Genomic DNA, 17,627 nt, shown 5'->3' with positions numbered 1-17,627 from the left:
ATTCGACCTGCGTCGCTCGCACCGGCGGCGACGGCACCGCGTTCCGGCACCATTCATCGCGATCCTGGCGCACGCTCGCCCGTGCACGATCGCGGCCGCCCACCGGATTACAGGAGGCCCTCATGAAAGCCGCGCTGCTCGTCAGCTCCGCCCTGCTCGCCATTGCGTCCGCCTCGGCGTCGGCTCAAGGCTCGATCACGAAAGTCGAAAACGGTTCGCTCGTCGCCGCGAACGGGATGACCGTCTATACGTTCGACAAGGACAAGGCCAACGCCGGCACCAGCGCGTGCACGGGCCAGTGCGAATCCTTCTGGCCGCCCTACAAGGCCAGCGCCACCGACGTTCCGGTCGGCCCCTACACGATCGTCAAGCGCGACGACGGCAGCCCGCAATGGGCGTACAAGGGCAAGCCGCTGTACTTCTTCTCGAAGGACATGAAACAGGGCGACCGCAACGGCGACAACTTCAAGGACATGTGGCACGTGGTCGCGCCGTAAGCGGCATTCCGCCGTCTTCCGCGCAGGCTGCGCAGACGTAAAAAAGCCCGCGCGGATCGCCGATCCGGGCGGGCCTTCCGGCGATCACGCCGGCTGCATTACGCTGCCCGCCGTCAGGCGGACGAACGTCACACGCAGCCGGGTGGTGCGCGTCAGCGGTTCGACGGGAAGCTGAACACCGTCCCTTCGCGCACGCCGGCCGACGGCCAGCGCTGCGTGATCGTCTTGCGCTTCGTATAGAAGCGCACGGCGTCCGGGCCGTACGCGTGCAGGTCGCCGAACAGCGAACGCTTCCAGCCGCCGAACGAGTGGTACGCAACCGGCACCGGCAGCGGCACGTTGATGCCGACCATGCCGATCTGGATGTTGTCGCCGAAGTAGCGTGCGGCCTCGCCGTCGCGCGTGAACAGGCACGTGCCGTTGCCGTATTCGTGCGCGTCGATCAGCGCCATCGCCTCGTCGAGCGACTTCAGCCGGATCACGCCGAGCACGGGCCCGAAGATCTCGTGCTGGTAGATCGGCATGCCGGGCTTCACGTTGTCGAACAGGCACGGGCCGAGGTAATAGCCGCCGTCGTGGCCGTCGACCTTCACGCCGCGGCCGTCGACGACGAGCGTCGCGCCCGCTTCCACACCCGCTTCGACGAAACCCGTCACCTTCTCGAAATGCTGCTTCGTGACGAGCGGGCCCATGTCGATGCCCGCGCCGTTGCCCGGGCCGACCTTCATCTTCTCGATCTCGGCCTTCAGGCCCGCGACGACCTGGTCGCCCGTCTCGTCGCCGATCGCGACGACCAGCGGAATCGCCATGCAGCGCTCGCCGCACGAGCCGTACGCGGCGCCCATCAGCGCGTTCACCGCGTTGCCGATGTCGGCGTCCGGCATCACGACCGCGAAGTTCTTCGCGCCGCCGAGCGCCTGCACGCGCTTGCCGTGCGCGCAGCCGGTCGAGTAGATGTATTCGGCGATCGGCGTCGAGCCGACGAAGCTCACGGCCTTCACGCGCGGGTCGGTCAGGATCGTGTCGACCGCTTCCTTGTCGCCGTTCACGACGTTCAGCACGCCCGGCGGCAGGCCGGCCTCGAGCGCGAGCTCGGCCATGCGCAAAGTAGACGACGGCGTGCGCTCGGACGGCTTCAGCACGAACGTGTTGCCGCACGCGACGGCCATCGGCCACATCCACAGCGGCACCATCACCGGGAAGTTGAACGGCGTGATGCCGGCGGCGACGCCCAACGCCTGGAACTCGCTCCACGAATCGATCGCGGGGCCGACGTTCTTGCTGTGCTCGCCCTTCAGCAGCTCGGGCACGTAGGTCGCGTATTCGACGTTCTCGATCCCGCGCTGCAGTTCGCCCATCGCATCGGCAAGCACCTTGCCGTGCTCGGCCGTGATCAGCGCGCACAGCTCGTCGGCGTGCTCCTCGAGCAGCGTCTTGAAGCGGCTCATCACGCGGGCACGCTTCAGCGGCGGCGTGTTGCGCCACGCCGGGAACGCGGCCTGCGCGGACGCGATCGCGGCTTCGACGGTCAGCTTGTCGGCGAGCGCGACGCTCTTGTGCGATTCGCCGGTGGCCGGGTCGAACACCGGCTGGACGCGGCTGCCGCCGTCGACGCGCTTGCCGTCGATCAGGTGGCCGACGGTGGAAGTTACGTTGCTGTCGTGTTTCATCTCGTTCAGGCTCTTTCGTGAATTCGGTTATCGCTCGGGGCAAGCCGCGGCTCAGTCCACTTCGTTCAGTGCATCGGACAGCGCGTTGACCAGGTTGTCGATCTCGCGCTTCTCCGAGATGAACGGGGGCGCCAGCTGGATCGTGTCGCCGCCGTAGCGCACGTAGAAACCCTTCGCCCAGCAGCGCATCGCGATCTCGTACGGGCGCCGCGCCGGCTCGCCCGGCAGCGCCGCGATCGTCAGGCCGGCTGCCAGCCCGTAGTTGCGGATGTCCGCAATGTGGCGCTGGCCCTTCAGCCCGTGCACGGCCGCTTCGAAATGCGGCGCGAGATCGCGCACGCGGGCCACCGCGTCTTCCTTCACCAGCAAATCGAGCGCCGCGACGCCGGCCGCGCACGCGACCGGATGCGCCGAATACGTGTAGCCGTGCGGGAACTCGAGCATGTACTCGGGGCCGCCCGCGGCCATGAACGTGTCGTAGATTTCCTTCGTCGCGATCACGCCGCCGAGCGGCTGCACGCCGTTCGTCACCTGCTTCGCGAAGTTCATGATGTCCGGCACCACGCCGAACGCATCGGCGCCCGTCATCGCGCCGGCACGGCCGAAGCCCGTGATGACTTCGTCGAAAATCAGCAGGATGTCGTGCGCGGTACAGATGTCGCGCAGGCGCTTCAGATAGCCCTTCGGCGGCACGACCACGCCCGCCGAACCGGAGAACGGCTCGACGATCACGGCCGCGATGTTCGACGCGTCGTGCAGCGCGATCAGCTCGAGCAGGCGGTCGGCCAGCTCGGCACCGTGTTCGGGCATCCCGCGCGAGAACTTGTTCTCGGCGAGTTGCGTGTGCGGCAGGAAGTCGGCGTCGAGGCCCTGGCCGAACAGCTTGCGGTTCGGTCCGATCCCGCCGACCGAGATACCGCCGAAGTTCACGCCGTGATAGCCCTTCTCGCGGCCGATCAGGCGCGTCTTGGTGCCCTTGCCCTTCGCACGCCAGTACGCACGGGCCAGCTTCAGCGACGTATCGGCCGCTTCCGAGCCCGACCCCGTGAAGAACACGTAGTCGAGACCGGCCGGCGTCAGGTCCTTGATCTTGTTGGCGAGCTCGAACGATTTCGGATGGCCGAACTGGAACGCCGGCGCGTAGTCGAGCTGCGCGACCTGGCGGCTCACGGCTTCGACGATTTCCGTGCGGCCGTGACCGAGGCCCGTGCACCAGAGGCCCGACAGGCCGTCGAAGATCTTGCGGCCTTCGCCGTCCGTGTAATACGCGCCCTGGCCCGACACGATCATGCGCGGGTCGGCCTTGAACTGGCGGTTGGCCGTGAACGGCATCCAGTGCGCGTCGAGCCACGCGGCGTCGGTGCGGAGGTTGGTTTCGTCCTGCTGGGCGGTGGTGATGTCGGTCATGTCGGTCGGCGCGTGGCGCCCCTCCTCCTTATGTGGATATTGCGCATTGTCGGGAGGCCAATTAGTCTTTTGAATATCGCAATATCAATGTTCACTTGCGCATCCATGCAAGCAAAGAAACCGAAGAGTCGTGCGCTGCTCGGGCAGCTCAGCGACATGGATCTCCGCCTGCTGCGGGTCTTCAAGGGCGTCGTGCAGTGCGGCGGGATGGCGGCGGCCGAGCTGGAACTGAATATCGGCATTTCGACGATCAGCCGCCACGTGAAGGATCTGGAAACGCGCCTCGGCCTCGTGCTGTGCCGGCGCGGCCGCGCGGGCTTCACGCTGACGCCCGAGGGCCAGACGGTGTACGAGGAAACGTTGCGGCTGCTCGCGTCGATGGAAGCCTTTCGCAGCAGGATCGACGGCATTCACGACCGGATGGGCGGCGAACTGCACATCGCGGTATTCGACAAGACGGCCACCAACGCGAACGCACGGCTCGGCGACGCGATCCGCCAGTTCGCCGACGAAGCCCCCGACGTCGCGCTGAACCTGCATGTCGCGTCGATCAACGAGGTCGAGCGCGGGATCATCGACGGCAGCTATCAGGTCGGGATCATTCCCGCGCACCGCAACTCGGGCAGCCTCGTGTATTCGGAACTGTTCGACGAACGGATGCTGCTCTACTGCGGCCGCCAGCATCCGCTCTACGATGCGCCGCACGGCAAGCTCACGTGGACGACGATCCGCCACCATGCATTCGCGGGCCTCGGCTTCCATTCGCCGAACATGGAGCTGAGCCACCGCGCGAAGCTCACGCGCAGCGCGACCGCGTCGGACCAGGAGTCGATCGCGACGCTGATCCTGTCCGGCCGCTATCTCGGCTTCCTGCCCGACCATTACGCGGAAAGTTTTGAAAACAAGGGGCTGATGCAGCCGATCGCGCCGCACCGGTTCAATTACCGGTGCCGGTTCGTGAGCCTGCTGCGGCGCTCGCCGCGGCCGTCACGGGCCGCGCTGCTGTTTCAGTCGTGTCTTGAGGCCGCGCATGCTGCGGCGCGGCCGGCGGCGTAACGACCGACTCGGCTGAGTGGCTGAGTGGCTGAGTGGCTGAGTGGCTGAGTGGCTGAGTGGCTGAACGGCTGAACGGCTGAACGGCTAAACGGCTAAACGGCTAAACGGCTAAACGGCTAAACGGCTAAACGGCTAAACGGCTAAACGGCTGAGCAGCGTGCGCCAGTTTGTCAGCCGCTCAGGCCCCCTCGCCCGTGCCCGCCTGCGCGCGCATCCGCCGCAGGTAATACATCGCGACGAGCGCCGCGGCAAAACCGGACAGCGCGCCGACGCCGAGCGCCCAGCGCGGGCCGAGATGGTTCGCGACCCAGCCGGCCACCGGCGCACCGATCGGCGTGCCGCCGAGCGCCACCGCGAGACGCAGCGCCATCACCCGCCCGCGCATCGCCGGCTCGGTCGATAGCTGCACGAGGCTGTTGGTCGAGTTCATGAAGGTGATCGCGGCGATCCCGGTCAGCACGAGCGCGGCGCCGAACAGCCAGTAGCCCGGCGCCAGCGCGGCCAGCGTGCAGCCGAGCCCGAACAGCGCCGCGCCGATCCACAGATGCCGGAAGCGCGGCCGGTCGCGGCGCGCCGCGAGCAGCGCACCGGTAATCGTGCCGACGGCCATCATCGACGACAGCACGCCGAAGCCGCGCGCGTCGACGTGAAACACGCTGGCCGCCATCGTCGAGATGAACAGCTGGAAATTGAGCCCGAACGTGCCGATCAGGAACAGCATCACGAGGATCGCCTTCAGGTCCGGGCGCTGCCAGACGTAACGGAACCCGTCGAGCAGGCTCCCGCGCTTGCGGTCGGCCCGTGCGTGCGCGCGCAGCTCGTCGGCACGCAGCATCGACAGCGACGCCAGCACCGCGACGAAGCTGAGCCCGTTGAGCAGGAACGCCCAGCCGGTGCCGACCGACGCGATGATGAAGCCGGCCGCCGCCGGCCCGATCATCCGAGCCGCATTGAACGACGTCGAATTGAGCGCAACGGCATTCGCCAGCTCCCGATCGTCGACCAGCGTCGCGACGAAAGTCTGCCGCACCGGCGCATCGAATGCCGACGCGCAGCCGAACAGGAACGCGAACAGATACACGTGCCACAGCTGCGCGACGCCCGTCACCGTCAGCAGCCCCAGCAGGAGCGCGAGCCCGCCCATCAGCGCCTGGGTCGCCATCAGCAGCTTGCGCTGGTCGAAGCGATCCGCCGCGTAACCCGTCCACGGCAGCAGCAGAAGCTGCGGGCCGAACTGCAGCGACATCACGATGCCGACGGCCGACGCGTCGTGATGCGTGAGCTGCGTGAGGACGAGCCAGTCCTGCGCGGTGCGCTGGATCCACGTGCCGATGTTCGACACCAGCGAGCCGATCGCCCACACACGATAGTTGAAGCTGCGAAGCGAGCGGAAGACGCCCGCCGCCGGCACGCTCATGGCCGCTCCCGGTCGGGCTCGTTGCCGCCGTGCAGCTCGCCGAAGTGTCGCGCGAGGAACAGGCCGAGCGCGAGGATGCCGAGGCCGAACGCCGCCGCGTCAGCCGTGACGCGGAGGTCGAAGTCGCCGACCCGGCACACCAGCACGTAGGCAATCACGAGGTTCGCGACACCCCACAAGACATTCACGGTGGACGACGACAACCCGCGCCCGGGCGGATTCGCGAACGGGGTCTGGAACGGCTCGCCGCGCAACCCGCTGACGAGATGCGACACGACGTTCGCGAGAAACGCGCCGCCGAAGAAATACGACACGAGATGCGGGAGATTCATGTTCGGGTTGTCCTTTCGGCAAGCGGGTCGATGCGGTTTACGGGCGGGCCGGATCCCGGAATTCGGCGAGCCGCTGCAGCAGCTTCACGGCCGACGCGAGCTCGGCCCGCTCCGCGTCCGACAGTTGCGCGTGCAACGCGCGGAACAGCCAGTCGTCCTTGGCCGCGCGGTTGGCCTGCAGCACCTTGCGGAAACCGGGCGTGAGCGCGATCAGCGTCTGCCGGCCGTCGGAGGGATCGGGTTCGCCGCTGACGGCACCCAGCGTCTCGAGCGCGGCGACCGTCACGCGCATCGACTGCGGACGCACGCTTTCGGCGCGCGCGAGCGCCGATACGGTCGCGGGGCCGTCGCGGTCGAGCCGCAACAGCACCGATTTCTGCGACGACGTGAGGTCGTTCGGGTGGATCTGCTCCCGCATTCGCCGCATCAGCTTGCCGACCGAGATGCGGAGTTCGCCGGCGAGACCGGCCAGTGGGAGCGTGTCGGAGGGAGATGATGGCGGGTTCATCAGTTGCTCCGAGAAACCCCGTCCTTCAGGACGGGGAAGAAAGGCGTGCTGTTGACAGGCTGCTTCTTCCACGGGTTAGGATCACCGGCATGATCCTTGTCTATCGCTACCGGGTGAAGTCGCTCAACGGCTTGCTTAACAAGCAGAGCCGCGCGGTGAACTACGTCTGGAACTTCTGCAACGACACGCAGAAGCACGCGCTCAAGTGGGGCAAGAAGTGGCCTACAGGATTCGACCTGAACGTGCTGACGACCGGCAGCAGCAAGGAACTCGGTATTCACTCCGGCACGGTCAACGCAACGTGCGAGCAATACGCGAAGTCGCGCAGTCAGCACCGTCGGCCCTACTTGCGCTATCGCGGCAGGAAATCGCTGGGCTGGGTGCCGCTGAAGGGGCGTGACCTGAAGCGCGAGGGTGACGCGTTCCGTTTCGCCGGCAACACCTTTCGCGTGTTCAACAGCCGACCGCTTCCCGAAGGCAAGATCAAGGACGGGACCAACTTTGCGCAGGATGCGCGCGGCAACTGGTTTCTCAACATCGCGATCGAGATGCCGGATGTTCAGGCTCGCCCGGTCCGTTCCGGTGTGGGTATCGATCTCGGCCTGAAAGACTTCGCCACACTTTCGACCGGCGAGAAGCTGCCCAATGACCCGTTCGGTCGACGAGCGGCGGACAAGCTGGCGAAAGCGCAGCGAGCACGAAAGCACAAGCGACATATCGCGAAGCTGCACGCAAAGATCGCCAATGCCCGCGCCGACTTCCAGCACAAGCTCGCGCTCGATCTGGTGCGGCGCTTCGATTACATCGCGGTCGGCAACGTGTCGGCCGCAAAGCTCGCCAGAACCAGGATGGCGAAGAGCGTCTACGACGCATCCTGGTCGTCTTTCCGGGACAAACTCCGTTACAAAGCGATGGCGCACGGAGCCACGTTCGAGGAAGTCGACGAAAGCGGTTCGACCCAGTCCTGTTCGGCGTGCGGATCGAAAGACAGCACGACGCGGCCGAAAGGTATCGCGGGACTGCGAATAAGAGAATGGGCCTGCAGTGGATGTGGTGTCATGCATGATCGTGATATCAACGCCGCGCTGAACATTCTCCGATGCGGACGTGCATCGCCAGGTGTGGGAATCCCCTCCCTTTAGGGAGAGGAGGGCGTCAAGAATTCAAGATAGCACATCAACAGTTAAACTGTACAGTTTAACTGCTTATTTCGTCGCGTAAGAATTGACCCGCCGCGCACGTTTTCGTCGCAACGCCGCACCCCGTTCGGCTGCGCGAGCCGGCTCTGCGATAATGCGGGCTCCCCACTTCCGCTCCGCCTCCCGCCATGACGCAGCCGTCCGCCCCGCTCTCCACCGACCTGCCGCCGATCTCGTGCCTGCCCGGCGACGCGCTGCCGTGGCTGCCGATGAGCGCCGACCTGCCGGGGCTGGCGATCAAGTACCTGCACATCAATGCGGCCGAGGACACGCTGACCGCGCTGCTGAAGATGCCGGCCGGCGGCACGCTGCCGCGCCACCGTCACGACGGCGAGGTGTTCGTCCATACGTTGCAGGGGGCGTGGCGCTACCGCGAATACGACTGGGTGGCGCACGCCGGCTCGACGGTGCTCGAGCCGGCCGGCTCGGTGCACACACCGGAAACGCTCGGTGCGCCGGGTGAGGACGTGATCACGCTCAACGTGATGCGCGGCGATCTCGTGCTGCTCGACGACGACGGCCGCGAGACCGCGCGCGAGAACTGCCGCGTCGCGCTGCTGCGCCAGCGCAAGCATGCGCGCACGGCGCCGGACGACGCCGTCGCGTTCGTCACGCGTTGAATGCCGGATGGCAGCGACGATCGAACGGGCCGCTCGTCACCGCAATCGTCGCGAGGACAGGCAGAACCGACTGAGGCCGGTGACGGTTCAGGCCGTTTCCCGCTCGTCCGCGCGCGCCTCACGCCGCATCGCCTGCGGCGGGACACCGAACCCGCGCACGAACGCCTCGCGCATGTGCCGACGGTCGCGAAAGCCGTTTTCCTTCGCGATCACGTCGAGCGAATGGCGGCTCTGCTCGATCATCAGGCGCGCCGCCTCCAGCCGCAGCCGCCCGATCGCCTTCGCGGGCGACTGCCCCGTTTCGAGCGTGAACACGCGGCTGAACTGGCGCGGGCTCAGGTGGACGGCTTCGGCGAGATCCTCGACGGTCAGCGCGCGGCCGAGATTCTGCCGTGCGTAGTTCAGCGCGTTCTGGATCCGGTCGGATTTCGGCGCGAGCTCCAGCATTTCCGAATGCTGCGACTGGCCGCCGGCCCGCCGCTGGTGCATCACGAGCTTGTGCGCGACCGACCGTGCGGCATCGGCGCCCAGATCCTTTTCCACCATCGCGAGCGCGAGGTCGAGGCCGGCCGTCATCCCGGCCGACGTCCAGATCGGGCCGTCGACGATGTAGATCCGGTCGTCCTCGACGCGGATCTCGGGATAGCACCGCTGCATGTCGCGGCCGAACGCCCAGTGCGTCGTCGCGCGGCGCTGCGCGAGCAGCCCGGCTTCGGCCAGCACGAACGCGCCCGTGCAGATGCCGGCGATCCGGCGCGCGCGCGCATGGGTGCGGCGCAGGAACGCGACGACCCCGGCCGGCGCCGGCGAAACGAGCGGATCGTTGACGCCCGCGACGATCCACGTATCGACGGCGATCCGCCCGCGCAACGCGCGCGTGGCGACCGGCAGCCCGAGCGACGAGCGCACGTCGCCACCGTCGACCGAATAGTTCTCCATCACGTAGAACGGCTCGCCCATGCCCATGTTCGCGTACTCGAACACCGACTGCGCGGCGAGCGCCATGATCTGGAAGCCGTCGCTGATCAGAAAGCCGATGCGATGCATGTGCGTTCTCCCGTCCCGGGCGAGCGGGTCGGCCCGATGTCCTGAATCATACTCATCTACGTCATTTGTGTCGCAGCGATTCGAGACCAGAATGGCTTCACGCCATCCGGCCATTCCCATCGCAACGGAGCACATCATGACGCAAGCACATCGCGGTACCGCCCTCATTACCGGCGCCTCGTCGGGCATCGGCGCCGTCTACGCGGACCGCCTCGCCCGCCGCGGCTACGACCTGATCCTGGTCGCGCGCAGCCGTGAACGGCTGGCCGCCCTCGCCGACCGCATCACGAACGACACGCAGCGCAGCGTCGAGATCATCGACGCCGACCTCAACGACCGTGCCGCACTCGCCTCGGTCGAGGCGAAGCTGAAGCAGGATGCGAGCATCACGCTGCTCGTGAACAACGCGGGCGTCGGCACGCACACGCCGCTGCTCGACAGCGACGTCGACGCGATGACGCGGATGATCGACCTGAACGTGACCGCGCTCACGCGCCTCACCTATGCGGCCGTACCCGGCTTCGTCGCCCGCGGCCGCGGTGCGGTGATCAACATTTCGTCGATCGTCGCGATCTCGCCGGAAACGCTGAACGGCGTGTACGGCGGCAGCAAGGCGTTCGTGCTCGCGTTCAGCCAGTCGCTGCATCACGAGCTCGCCGGCAAGGGCGTGCAGGTACAGGCCGTGCTGCCCGGCGCGACCGCCACCGATTTCTGGCAGACGGGCGGCCTGCCGCTCGAGCATCTGCCGAAGGAAATCGTGATGCCGGCGCCCGACATGGTCGACGCGGCGCTGGTCGGCTTCGATCGCGGCGAACGCGTGACGATCCCGTCGCTGCACGCGGGTGACGAATGGGCCGCGTACGAGGCCGCGCGCCGCACGATGGCGCCGCACCTGTCGGCCGATACGCCCGCGCCGCGCTACGTGACGGCCCGCTGACCACCGGGCATCCCGCAGGTCGAAAGCACCATACACGTCGAACCCCGGAACCTGCGGTGGAACGCGGTGATGCGCCCGCATTCATCCGAGGTTCGGCGGCAGGTTTCCGGGTACGTGCCGAGCACGGGATTCGTCTGCGGAAACACGCGCCGGATTCATTCCAGGCGGTCGCAAATGGCGCATGCCGGCAGACGATTCCAGTCCGCTTGCCACGCATTCCGCGCAACAGTAAGCTCTGCGCTTGCAGTCCCCCAAACAGCCTCGTTCGACCGGTATTCGTCCGATCACGAGGGCAATCGTCCGTTGCGAAATTCGACCATGCGGTTCCGTATGTTCATCACCGAGACCGGCGATGCGCCGGCCTTCGCGCGCGGTTCGGCCGACCGCCAGCCCGCGCTCCCGCCCCTGCCCGAACTGGACACCGTCTGCCGTGTCGCGCGGGCGCATTTCGGCGCCGCCGGCGCGTTCATCGCGGGCGCCGAAGCCGATGCGCCGTGCGTGCTGGCGGCCGACGGTGCACTGCCCGATCCGCTACCCGCCGATGTCCGGCCGCCGCTCGTCGAACCGGATCCGGCTGCCGACGGTCGATACGTCCTGCGCGGCGGGAACGCCAACGGCCGACGCGACAACGGCCCGCCTCACGCGCTGCGGATCGCCGCAGCCTGCGAACTGGCCGCGCCCGATGGCGCGACACTCGGCACGCTGTGCGTCGTCGGCGATACGCGCGTGGCGCTCGACGCCACCCAATGCGCGCTGCTGCGCGACCTCGCCACGCTCGCCGCAAGCGCACTTGCCCGCGCGATCGAAGCCGCCGCATTGCGCGAACACCTCGGCGTCGTCGAGGAACACAGCACGCTGACCACGCTCGCGCTCACCGAGAGCGGCACCGGCGTGTGGGATCGCAACGTGGAAACCGGCGAGATCCATTACTCGCCGGCCTGGAAGGCGCTGCTCGGCTACGCGCCGCACGAGCTCAGCACCCGGATCGAGGATGCGTACGAACGGCTGCATCCCGACGATGTCGACGACGTGAAAGCCACGATGCTCGCGCACTTCGAGCGCCGCACCGACAACTATGCGGTCGAGCACCGCATCCGCTGCAAGGACGGCTCGTACAAATGGATCTGCAGCCGCGGCAAGGTGATTGCCCGCGACGGCAACGGCCGTGCGCTCCGGATGGTCGGAACGACCACGGACATCACCGCGCTGCGCGAGCTCGCCACGCGGTTGCGCGACTCGGCCGCACTCGTCACGGATCTCACCGACCAGGTTCCCGGGCTCGTGTTCCAGCTGCGGCAGACGGCCGACGGGCGCCGCTTCTTTTCCTACGCGAGCGCGGGTGTCGGCGACATCTACGAACTGACGCCCCAGCAGATCGCGGGCAACGCGGAGGCCGTCGAGACGCGGATCCATCCGGCCGATCTGCTCGCCTATCGGCAGTCGCTGCACGACTCGTCGGTGCGACTGACGCCGTGGCGCCTCGAATATCGCGTGCTGCTGCCCGGCCAGGGCCTGCGCTGGCGCGAAGGCGACGCGCGCCCGCAGCGCACGGCCGACGGCGGCACCGTGTGGCACGGCTTCATCACCGACGCGACCGACCGAAAGCACATCGAGGCCGAACTGCACCGGATGGCCACGACCGACCACCTGACGCAACTGTCGAACCGCCATGCGTTCATGCGGCAAAGCGAAGCCGCGCTGCGCAACGTGCGCGCGACCGGCCGGGCCGCCGCGGTGCTGATGCTCGATCTCGATCACTTCAAGGCGCTGAACGACCGCTGGGGCCACCCGGTCGGCGACCGCGCGCTGCGGCATTTCGCGCGGCTGCTGCTCGCGGAAACCGGGCCGGACGACATCGTCGGCCGGGTCGGCGGCGAAGAATTCGCGATCGTGCTGCCGGGAGCGGATCTCGACACCGCGCTGGCATTCGCGCAGCGCGTGCAGCAACGCGCGATGCAGGCGCGGCTCATGCACGAGGATCAGCAGGTCACGCTGACCGTCAGCATCGGCATCGACACGATGCGGGCGTCGGACTTCGGCGCGTACCAGCCGCTGTCGCGCGCCGACAAGGCGCTCTATCTCGCGAAGGAGCGCGGCCGCAACCGGATCGAGGTGTATCGGGCGTAGCCGGTGCGATTTCGGCCCGGGCTGTTTCTGTACTTCCACTGAATCGCACCGTAGACGCCAGCGTCACGCCGCCCCCTCACGCGGCGGGGCCCGCACGCCCAGGAGCATCGCGACCGCGCATGCGGCCAGCAGCGCCGCGATCATCAGCATCGCCGGATCCATGCTGCCGGTTCTCGTGCGGATCAGCCCGACGAGCCACGGCGTGATCATGCCGCTCGACACGCCGATGCTGCTGATCAGCGCGATCCCGCCCGCCGCGCCCGCGCCGGAGAAATACGCGGACGGCACCGCCCAGAACACCGGATGCGCGGCAAAGATCAGCATCGCCGCGATCGACAGCAGCGCCATCATCGCGACGATGCTCGGCAGGTGCAGCGTCAACAGCGCGAGCGCCACCGCGCCGCCGAACGCGCATGCCGCGAAGTGCCGCCGCCGTTCGCGCTTGCGATCGGAGCGCCGCGCGATCGCGATCAGGCCGGCCGCGCCGACCGCATTCGGCACGACCGACAACAGGCTGATCCGCACGACGTCGTGGATGCCGAATTCGCGGATCATCAGCGGCATCCAGAACAGCAGCATCAGCAGCGCGGTGGTCAGCGAGAAATAGATGAACGCGAACAGGTACGTGCGCGGTTCGGCCAGCACCTGCCGCAGCGAATGCGGCGCCGGCGTATCGACACCGGCGCGGTCGGCGGCCAGGTCTGCCGCGAGCCGCTGCCGGTCGGCGTCGGACAGCCAGCGTGCGTGCTCGGGACGATCGCACAGCCAGAACCACGCGATCACGCCGAGCAGGATCGCGGGCGCGCCCTCGATCGCGAACATCCACTGCCAGCCGTGCAGCCCGAGCACCCCCGACATTCCGCGCATCAGCCAGCCCGACAGCAACCCGCCGACCATCCCGGCCACCGCGACGCCCGCGTAGAAGATCGACAGCACCGACGCGCGCCGCCGCGCCGGATACCAATACGTCAGGTAGAACACCACGCCCGGGAAGAACCCGGCCTCGAACAGCCCGAGCAGGAAGCGCAGCACGTAGAAATGCTTCGCGCTGTCGACGGTGATCATCGCGACCGACACCGCGCCCCACAGGACCATGATCCGCGCGAACGTGCGGCGCGCACCGAAGCGGCGCAGCAGCGCGTTGCTCGGCACCTCGAACAGCACGTAGCCGACGAAGAACAGCACCGCGCCGAGGCTGTACATCGCATCGGTGAGGCCGAGGTCCTGCCGCATCTGCAACTGCGCGAAGCCGATGTTGCTGCGATCGAGGATCGACACGATGTAGCAGATGAACAGGAACGGCACGATCCGCGCGCCAATGCGCCGGTACAGCGCGTCGTCGTCCGGTGAAGCGACGCCGGACGCGACGGCGCGCGCGGCATCCGCTTGAAGAGGGGCTGACATCGATCGTCTCCTCGATGGATTCGGGTACGGGGCGCACACGTGGCGCCGGTCGCCGCCGCCCGCGCGCAGCGACCGGCCGTTGCCCGCTCAGTCGCGCGGCGCGGCTTCGCCTTTCACGCCGAGCATCAGCGCGACCCCGCTCGCCACCAGCAGCGCGGCCAGCAAATACACGGCGAGATCCATGCTGCCCGTCTTCGTGCGGATCATCCCGATCACCCACGGGCTGACGATGCCGCTCGTGATCCCGATGCTGCTGATCAGCGCGATCCCGGCCGCGGCCGCGTTGCCCGACAGGTAGCGGGTCGGCACGGCCCAGAAGATCGGCAGTGCGGCGAAGATCAGCGTCGCCGCGATCGACAGGCACGCGAGCATCGCCGCGAAGCTGTGCAGGTGCAGCGTCAGCGCCGCGAGCGCGAGCCCGCCGCCGATCGTGCAGCACGCGAAGTGCTTGCGGCGCTCGCCGGTCCGGTCCGAACGGCGCGCGATCAGGATCAGCCCCACCGCGCCGACCGCATTCGGCACGACCGTGTACAGGCTCACGGCCACGACGTCGGTCACGCCGAAGTCGCGGATCATCAGCGGCATCCAGAAGTTGAGCGTCAACGACGCGCAGGTCAGCGAGAAATAGATGAACGCGAACAGGTACACGCGCGGGTTCGCGAGTGCGGCCACGAGGCTGCGCCCGTCGTGCGCGTTGCCGTGCCCGCGGCCGTCGGCGCACAGCATGGCGACCCGCGCCTTTTCATCGGACGTGAGCCACGCGGCATCCTGCGGCCGGTCGACCAGCAGCGTGAACGCGGCGAACGCGAGCAGGATCGCGGGTGCGCCTTCGATCGCGAACATCCACTGCCAGCCGTGCAGACCGAGCACGCCGCTCATGTCGCGCATGATCCAGCCCGACATCAGGCCGCCGAGCACGCCGGCCACCGCGACGCCCGCGAAGAACACCGAGATCGCGGCCGCCCGCCGGTTCGCGGGGAACCAGTAGGTCAGGTACAGCACGATGCCGGGAAAGAAGCCCGCTTCGAACACGCCGAGCAGGAAGCGCAGCACGTAGAAATGCGACGGCTGCGACACGAACATCATCCCGGTCGACGCGACGCCCCACAGCAGCATGATCCGCGTGAAGGTGCGGCGCGCGCCGAAACGCGCAAGCAGCAGGTTGCTCGGCACTTCGCAGAACACGTAGCCGACGTAGAACACCGCGGCGCCGAGGCCGTACATCGCGTCGCTGAAGCCGAGGTCGTGCTTCATCTGCAACTGCGCGAAGCCGATGTTGATGCGGTCGAGGAACGAGATGACGTAGCAGAGGAACAGGAACGGCACGATCCGCCACGCGATCTTGCGGAACAGCAGCGCGTCGTCCATGGCGGCAGATGCGGAAGCCGAAGCGCTCGCGTGCGCGAGCGTCGCTTCGGCGGGAAGCGATTGGGGCATGTCTCTCTCCAAACAGGCGGCGCGATTCGAGCGCGCAGCCGTCTCCCAGGGCGTGCGTGCGCCCCGCTTTCTTGTGAGGTCGGATACGGCAGACGGAAAGACGGCGCAACGCCGCGGCCGGTCGCCGCTTCAGAAAAAAGGCGGAGCGCCCTGTCGGACACCCCGCCTGTGCAAGCCGCTCAGTCCTGCAGCGCGGCCCACATTTCCTTGTCGCGCTGCGCGGTCCAGATGCGCGGATGCGTGATGCCGCTCGCTTCGTCGAACGCACGCGACACGTCGAACGGCAAGCAGTGCTCGTAGATGAACACGTGGCCGAACTTCGGGTCCATCGCTTCGCGCGTGAGCGCCATCGATGCCTTCAGGTCGAGCTTCTGCTCGACGGCCTTGCGGCCCTGCGCGAGCAGCGTCGTGACGAAATCCTTCGTGTAGTCGAGGCCCTTGTTCACGTCGGCCGGGTTCAGCAGCGCGGGGCCGCGGCCCGGCACGAGCTTCTCGGCGCCGAGCGCGCGCAGCGCCTCGAGCGTGGCCGGCCACTGTTCGAGCTGGGCATCGCCGCAATAGCACGCGGCGTCGTACTCGACGAGGTCGCCCGAGAACAGCACCTTCTGCGACGGGATCCAGACGATCGTGTCGCCCTTCGTGTGGCCCGAGCCGACGTGCATGATCTTCACTTCGAGCTTGCCGAGGAACAGCGTGATCTCGCGCTCGAACACGAGCGTCGGCCAGGTCAGGCCGGGCACCGTCTCGACACCGGCGAACAGGCGCGGGAAACGCTCGATCTCCGACTTCATGTCGGCCTCGCCGCGCTCGACGATCATCTCGTACGTGCCGCGGCTCGCGATCACGTGCTGCGCGCCTTCGTCGAAATAGGCGGACGCGCCGAGCACGCGCACCGCGTGGTAGTGCGACAGCACGACGTGCTTGATCGGCTTGTCGGTCACGCTGCGAATCTTCGCGATCAGGTCCTGGGCCATCGCGGGCGTCGCGGTCGTGTCGACGATCAGCACGCTGTCGTCGCCGATGATCACGCCCGAGTTCGGGTCGCCTTCGGCGGTGTACGCGTACGCGTTCTCGGACAGCTTCGTCCAGGTGACTTTCTTCTCTTCCAGATCGGCTTGGGAGGCGAATGCTTTGGCCATGTTGCGTTCCGTGGCTGCGAGCCATGTGTTGAGGGGAGTGAGCGGATCATCTTCCCACGTCGATTATTTGTCAATGACAAATTCGCTTGCTATTGTTTAATACGGGTAAACCTGCGGGCTGGCGCAATAAATGGCGTCGGATACCATGCGGGGTTTCGTCAACGGAAGAATCATCGCGTGCAGAACCACGAAGTCAGCGCAGACGACGCGCCGCCCAAGGCGCAGCGCGGGATCCAGAGTGTCGAGGTCGGCGGCCGGCTGCTCGACGCGCTCGCGCGCCGGCGCAAGCCGCTCGGGCTGTCCGAGCTGGCCGCGGCGGCCGACCTGTCGACCGCGCAGGCGCACACCTATCTCGTCAGCCTGACGCGGCTCGCGCTCGTGAAGCGCGATGCGATCACCGGCAACTACGAGCCGGGCCCGTTGTCGCTGCGGCTCGGGCTGATGTCGATCGAGCGCCAGCCGGCCTATCGCGCGGCACTGCCGCACGCGGTGCGGCTCGCGGAAACGGTCGGCCTGAGCGTCGCGCTGTCGGTGCCGGGCGCGCTCGGGCCGACGATCGTGCGCATCGAGCACGGTGGCTATCCGCTGCATGTGAACCTGCACGTCGGCTCGGTGGTGTCGCTCGACACGACCGCCACCGGCCGCGTGTTCCGCGCGTTCGGCGATCCCGCTCAACTCGACGCGATGGCGGCCAGCCAGGCCGGCGCCGGTGACACGCTCGCGGGCGCCGAGCAGCCCGTGCCGGACGCCGGCGTGCCGCAGGCGGAACTCGACGCGATCCGCACGCGCGGTATCGAGCGCGGGGTGGACCTGCCGAGCCCCGGCGTCAA

The 17,627-nt window shown here is 67.6% G+C and carries 16 protein-coding genes; 7 read left to right on the top strand and 9 right to left on the bottom strand.

Annotation, left to right across the window (positions count from 1 at the left end):
- Positions 1–122 precede the first annotated feature (122 nt).
- Positions 123–497: a hypothetical protein gene (locus G3N64_RS10400; RefSeq protein WP_021159211.1), complete on the top strand. Its 375-nt coding sequence runs from the start codon at positions 123–125 to the stop codon at positions 495–497.
- 152 nt (positions 498–649) lie between these two features.
- On the opposite strand, the gene G3N64_RS10395 is transcribed toward G3N64_RS10400, so the two are convergent.
- Positions 650–2,167 carry a CoA-acylating methylmalonate-semialdehyde dehydrogenase gene (locus G3N64_RS10395; RefSeq protein WP_205783723.1) on the bottom strand — a complete coding sequence of 506 codons (1,518 nt, stop codon included), beginning with the start codon at positions 2,165–2,167 and terminating at the stop codon, positions 650–652.
- A 51-nt stretch (positions 2,168–2,218) separates the two neighbouring features.
- Positions 2,219–3,574: an aspartate aminotransferase family protein gene (locus G3N64_RS10390; protein WP_205783722.1), complete on the bottom strand. Its 1,356-nt coding sequence runs from the start codon at positions 3,572–3,574 to the stop codon at positions 2,219–2,221.
- 105 nt (positions 3,575–3,679) lie between these two features.
- Here G3N64_RS10390 and G3N64_RS10385 point away from each other — a divergent pair, with 105 nt between their 5' ends.
- Entirely contained in the window at positions 3,680–4,630 is a 951-nt protein-coding gene (locus G3N64_RS10385; protein WP_205783721.1) for a LysR family transcriptional regulator, read from the top strand.
- Positions 4,631–4,808: 178 nt separating this feature from the next.
- Here the strand turns inward: G3N64_RS10385 and G3N64_RS10380 are convergent, their stop codons facing one another.
- The 3 genes from G3N64_RS10380 to G3N64_RS10370 are packed head-to-tail and all read right to left on the bottom strand — an operon-like array spanning position 4,809 to position 6,887.
- Positions 4,809–6,047, bottom strand: a complete 1,239-nt coding sequence (locus tag G3N64_RS10380) for an MFS transporter (protein ID WP_205783720.1) — start codon at positions 6,045–6,047, stop codon at positions 4,809–4,811.
- Positions 6,044–6,379: a hypothetical protein gene (locus G3N64_RS10375; RefSeq protein ID WP_205783719.1), complete on the bottom strand. Its 336-nt coding sequence runs from the start codon at positions 6,377–6,379 to the stop codon at positions 6,044–6,046. The genes G3N64_RS10380 and G3N64_RS10375 overlap by 4 nt, the downstream gene beginning before the upstream one ends.
- A 37-nt stretch (positions 6,380–6,416) precedes the next feature.
- Positions 6,417–6,887, bottom strand: coding sequence for a MarR family transcriptional regulator (locus G3N64_RS10370; protein ID WP_205783718.1), 471 nt, complete (start codon positions 6,885–6,887; stop codon positions 6,417–6,419).
- Between the two features lie 89 nt (positions 6,888–6,976).
- On the opposite strand from G3N64_RS10370, the gene G3N64_RS10365 reads away from it, so the two are divergent.
- Complete coding sequence (locus G3N64_RS10365; RefSeq protein ID WP_205783717.1) at positions 6,977–8,029, top strand: RNA-guided endonuclease TnpB family protein; 1,053 nt, start codon at positions 6,977–6,979, stop codon at positions 8,027–8,029.
- 185 nt (positions 8,030–8,214) lie between these two features.
- Positions 8,215–8,706, top strand: a complete 492-nt coding sequence (locus tag G3N64_RS10360) for a 2,4'-dihydroxyacetophenone dioxygenase family protein (protein ID WP_205783716.1) — start codon at positions 8,215–8,217, stop codon at positions 8,704–8,706.
- 87 nt (positions 8,707–8,793) lie between these two features.
- Here the strand turns inward: G3N64_RS10360 and G3N64_RS10355 are convergent, their stop codons facing one another.
- Positions 8,794–9,753: a GlxA family transcriptional regulator gene (locus G3N64_RS10355; protein WP_205783715.1), complete on the bottom strand. Its 960-nt coding sequence runs from the start codon at positions 9,751–9,753 to the stop codon at positions 8,794–8,796.
- Positions 9,754–9,889: 136 nt separating this feature from the next.
- On the opposite strand from G3N64_RS10355, the gene G3N64_RS10350 reads away from it, so the two are divergent.
- Complete coding sequence (locus G3N64_RS10350) at positions 9,890–10,690, top strand: SDR family oxidoreductase (RefSeq protein WP_205783714.1); 801 nt, start codon at positions 9,890–9,892, stop codon at positions 10,688–10,690.
- Between the two features lie 318 nt (positions 10,691–11,008).
- Positions 11,009–12,817, top strand: a complete 1,809-nt coding sequence (locus tag G3N64_RS10345; protein WP_241020878.1) for a diguanylate cyclase — start codon at positions 11,009–11,011, stop codon at positions 12,815–12,817.
- Positions 12,818–12,880: 63 nt separating this feature from the next.
- Here the strand turns inward: G3N64_RS10345 and G3N64_RS10340 are convergent, their stop codons facing one another.
- The 3 genes from G3N64_RS10340 to G3N64_RS10330 form a co-directional block, all read right to left on the bottom strand.
- Positions 12,881–14,221: an MFS transporter gene (locus tag G3N64_RS10340; protein ID WP_205783713.1), complete on the bottom strand. Its 1,341-nt coding sequence runs from the start codon at positions 14,219–14,221 to the stop codon at positions 12,881–12,883.
- An 87-nt stretch (positions 14,222–14,308) separates the two neighbouring features.
- A complete protein-coding gene (locus G3N64_RS10335; protein WP_205783712.1) occupies positions 14,309–15,658 on the bottom strand; it encodes an MFS transporter in 1,350 nt (449 codons plus the stop codon).
- A gap of 179 nt (positions 15,659–15,837) precedes the next feature.
- The gene (locus tag G3N64_RS10330) at positions 15,838–16,797 is read right to left on the bottom strand and encodes an MBL fold metallo-hydrolase (protein ID WP_089427583.1); all 960 of its coding nucleotides are present in this window, start codon (positions 16,795–16,797) and stop codon (positions 15,838–15,840) included.
- Positions 16,798–16,974: 177 nt separating this feature from the next.
- On the opposite strand from G3N64_RS10330, the gene G3N64_RS10325 reads away from it, so the two are divergent.
- The coding region (locus G3N64_RS10325) for a helix-turn-helix domain-containing protein (RefSeq protein WP_205783711.1) at positions 16,975–17,627 on the top strand (653 nt) is incomplete at its 3' end.

Source organism: Burkholderia sp. Ac-20344, from assembly GCF_017104975.1.
Classification (GTDB): Bacteria; Pseudomonadota; Gammaproteobacteria; order Burkholderiales; family Burkholderiaceae; genus Burkholderia.
Note: the sequence above shows the minus strand (reverse complement) of the source record. Positions and strands in the feature narration are given on the sequence as shown.

What these genes read in the sequence shown, in the direction of transcription:
- G3N64_RS10400 (WP_021159211.1), top strand. Translation starts at nt 123, where the DNA reads ATGAAAGCCGCGCTGCTCGTCAGCTCCGCCCTGCTCGCCATTGCGTCC.
- G3N64_RS10395 (WP_205783723.1), bottom strand. Translation starts at nt 2,167, where the DNA reads ATGAAACACGACAGCAACGTAACTTCCACCGTCGGCCACCTGATCGAC.
- G3N64_RS10390 (WP_205783722.1), bottom strand. Translation starts at nt 3,574, where the DNA reads ATGACCGACATCACCACCGCCCAGCAGGACGAAACCAACCTCCGCACC.
- G3N64_RS10385 (WP_205783721.1), top strand. Translation starts at nt 3,680, where the DNA reads ATGCAAGCAAAGAAACCGAAGAGTCGTGCGCTGCTCGGGCAGCTCAGC.
- G3N64_RS10380 (WP_205783720.1), bottom strand. Translation starts at nt 6,047, where the DNA reads ATGAGCGTGCCGGCGGCGGGCGTCTTCCGCTCGCTTCGCAGCTTCAAC.
- G3N64_RS10375 (WP_205783719.1), bottom strand. Translation starts at nt 6,379, where the DNA reads ATGAATCTCCCGCATCTCGTGTCGTATTTCTTCGGCGGCGCGTTTCTC.
- G3N64_RS10370 (WP_205783718.1), bottom strand. Translation starts at nt 6,887, where the DNA reads ATGAACCCGCCATCATCTCCCTCCGACACGCTCCCACTGGCCGGTCTC.
- G3N64_RS10365 (WP_205783717.1), top strand. Translation starts at nt 6,977, where the DNA reads ATGATCCTTGTCTATCGCTACCGGGTGAAGTCGCTCAACGGCTTGCTT.
- G3N64_RS10360 (WP_205783716.1), top strand. Translation starts at nt 8,215, where the DNA reads ATGACGCAGCCGTCCGCCCCGCTCTCCACCGACCTGCCGCCGATCTCG.
- G3N64_RS10355 (WP_205783715.1), bottom strand. Translation starts at nt 9,753, where the DNA reads ATGCATCGCATCGGCTTTCTGATCAGCGACGGCTTCCAGATCATGGCG.
- G3N64_RS10350 (WP_205783714.1), top strand. Translation starts at nt 9,890, where the DNA reads ATGACGCAAGCACATCGCGGTACCGCCCTCATTACCGGCGCCTCGTCG.
- G3N64_RS10345 (WP_241020878.1), top strand. Translation starts at nt 11,009, where the DNA reads ATGCGGTTCCGTATGTTCATCACCGAGACCGGCGATGCGCCGGCCTTC.
- G3N64_RS10340 (WP_205783713.1), bottom strand. Translation starts at nt 14,221, where the DNA reads ATGTCAGCCCCTCTTCAAGCGGATGCCGCGCGCGCCGTCGCGTCCGGC.
- G3N64_RS10335 (WP_205783712.1), bottom strand. Translation starts at nt 15,658, where the DNA reads ATGCCCCAATCGCTTCCCGCCGAAGCGACGCTCGCGCACGCGAGCGCT.
- G3N64_RS10330 (WP_089427583.1), bottom strand. Translation starts at nt 16,797, where the DNA reads ATGGCCAAAGCATTCGCCTCCCAAGCCGATCTGGAAGAGAAGAAAGTC.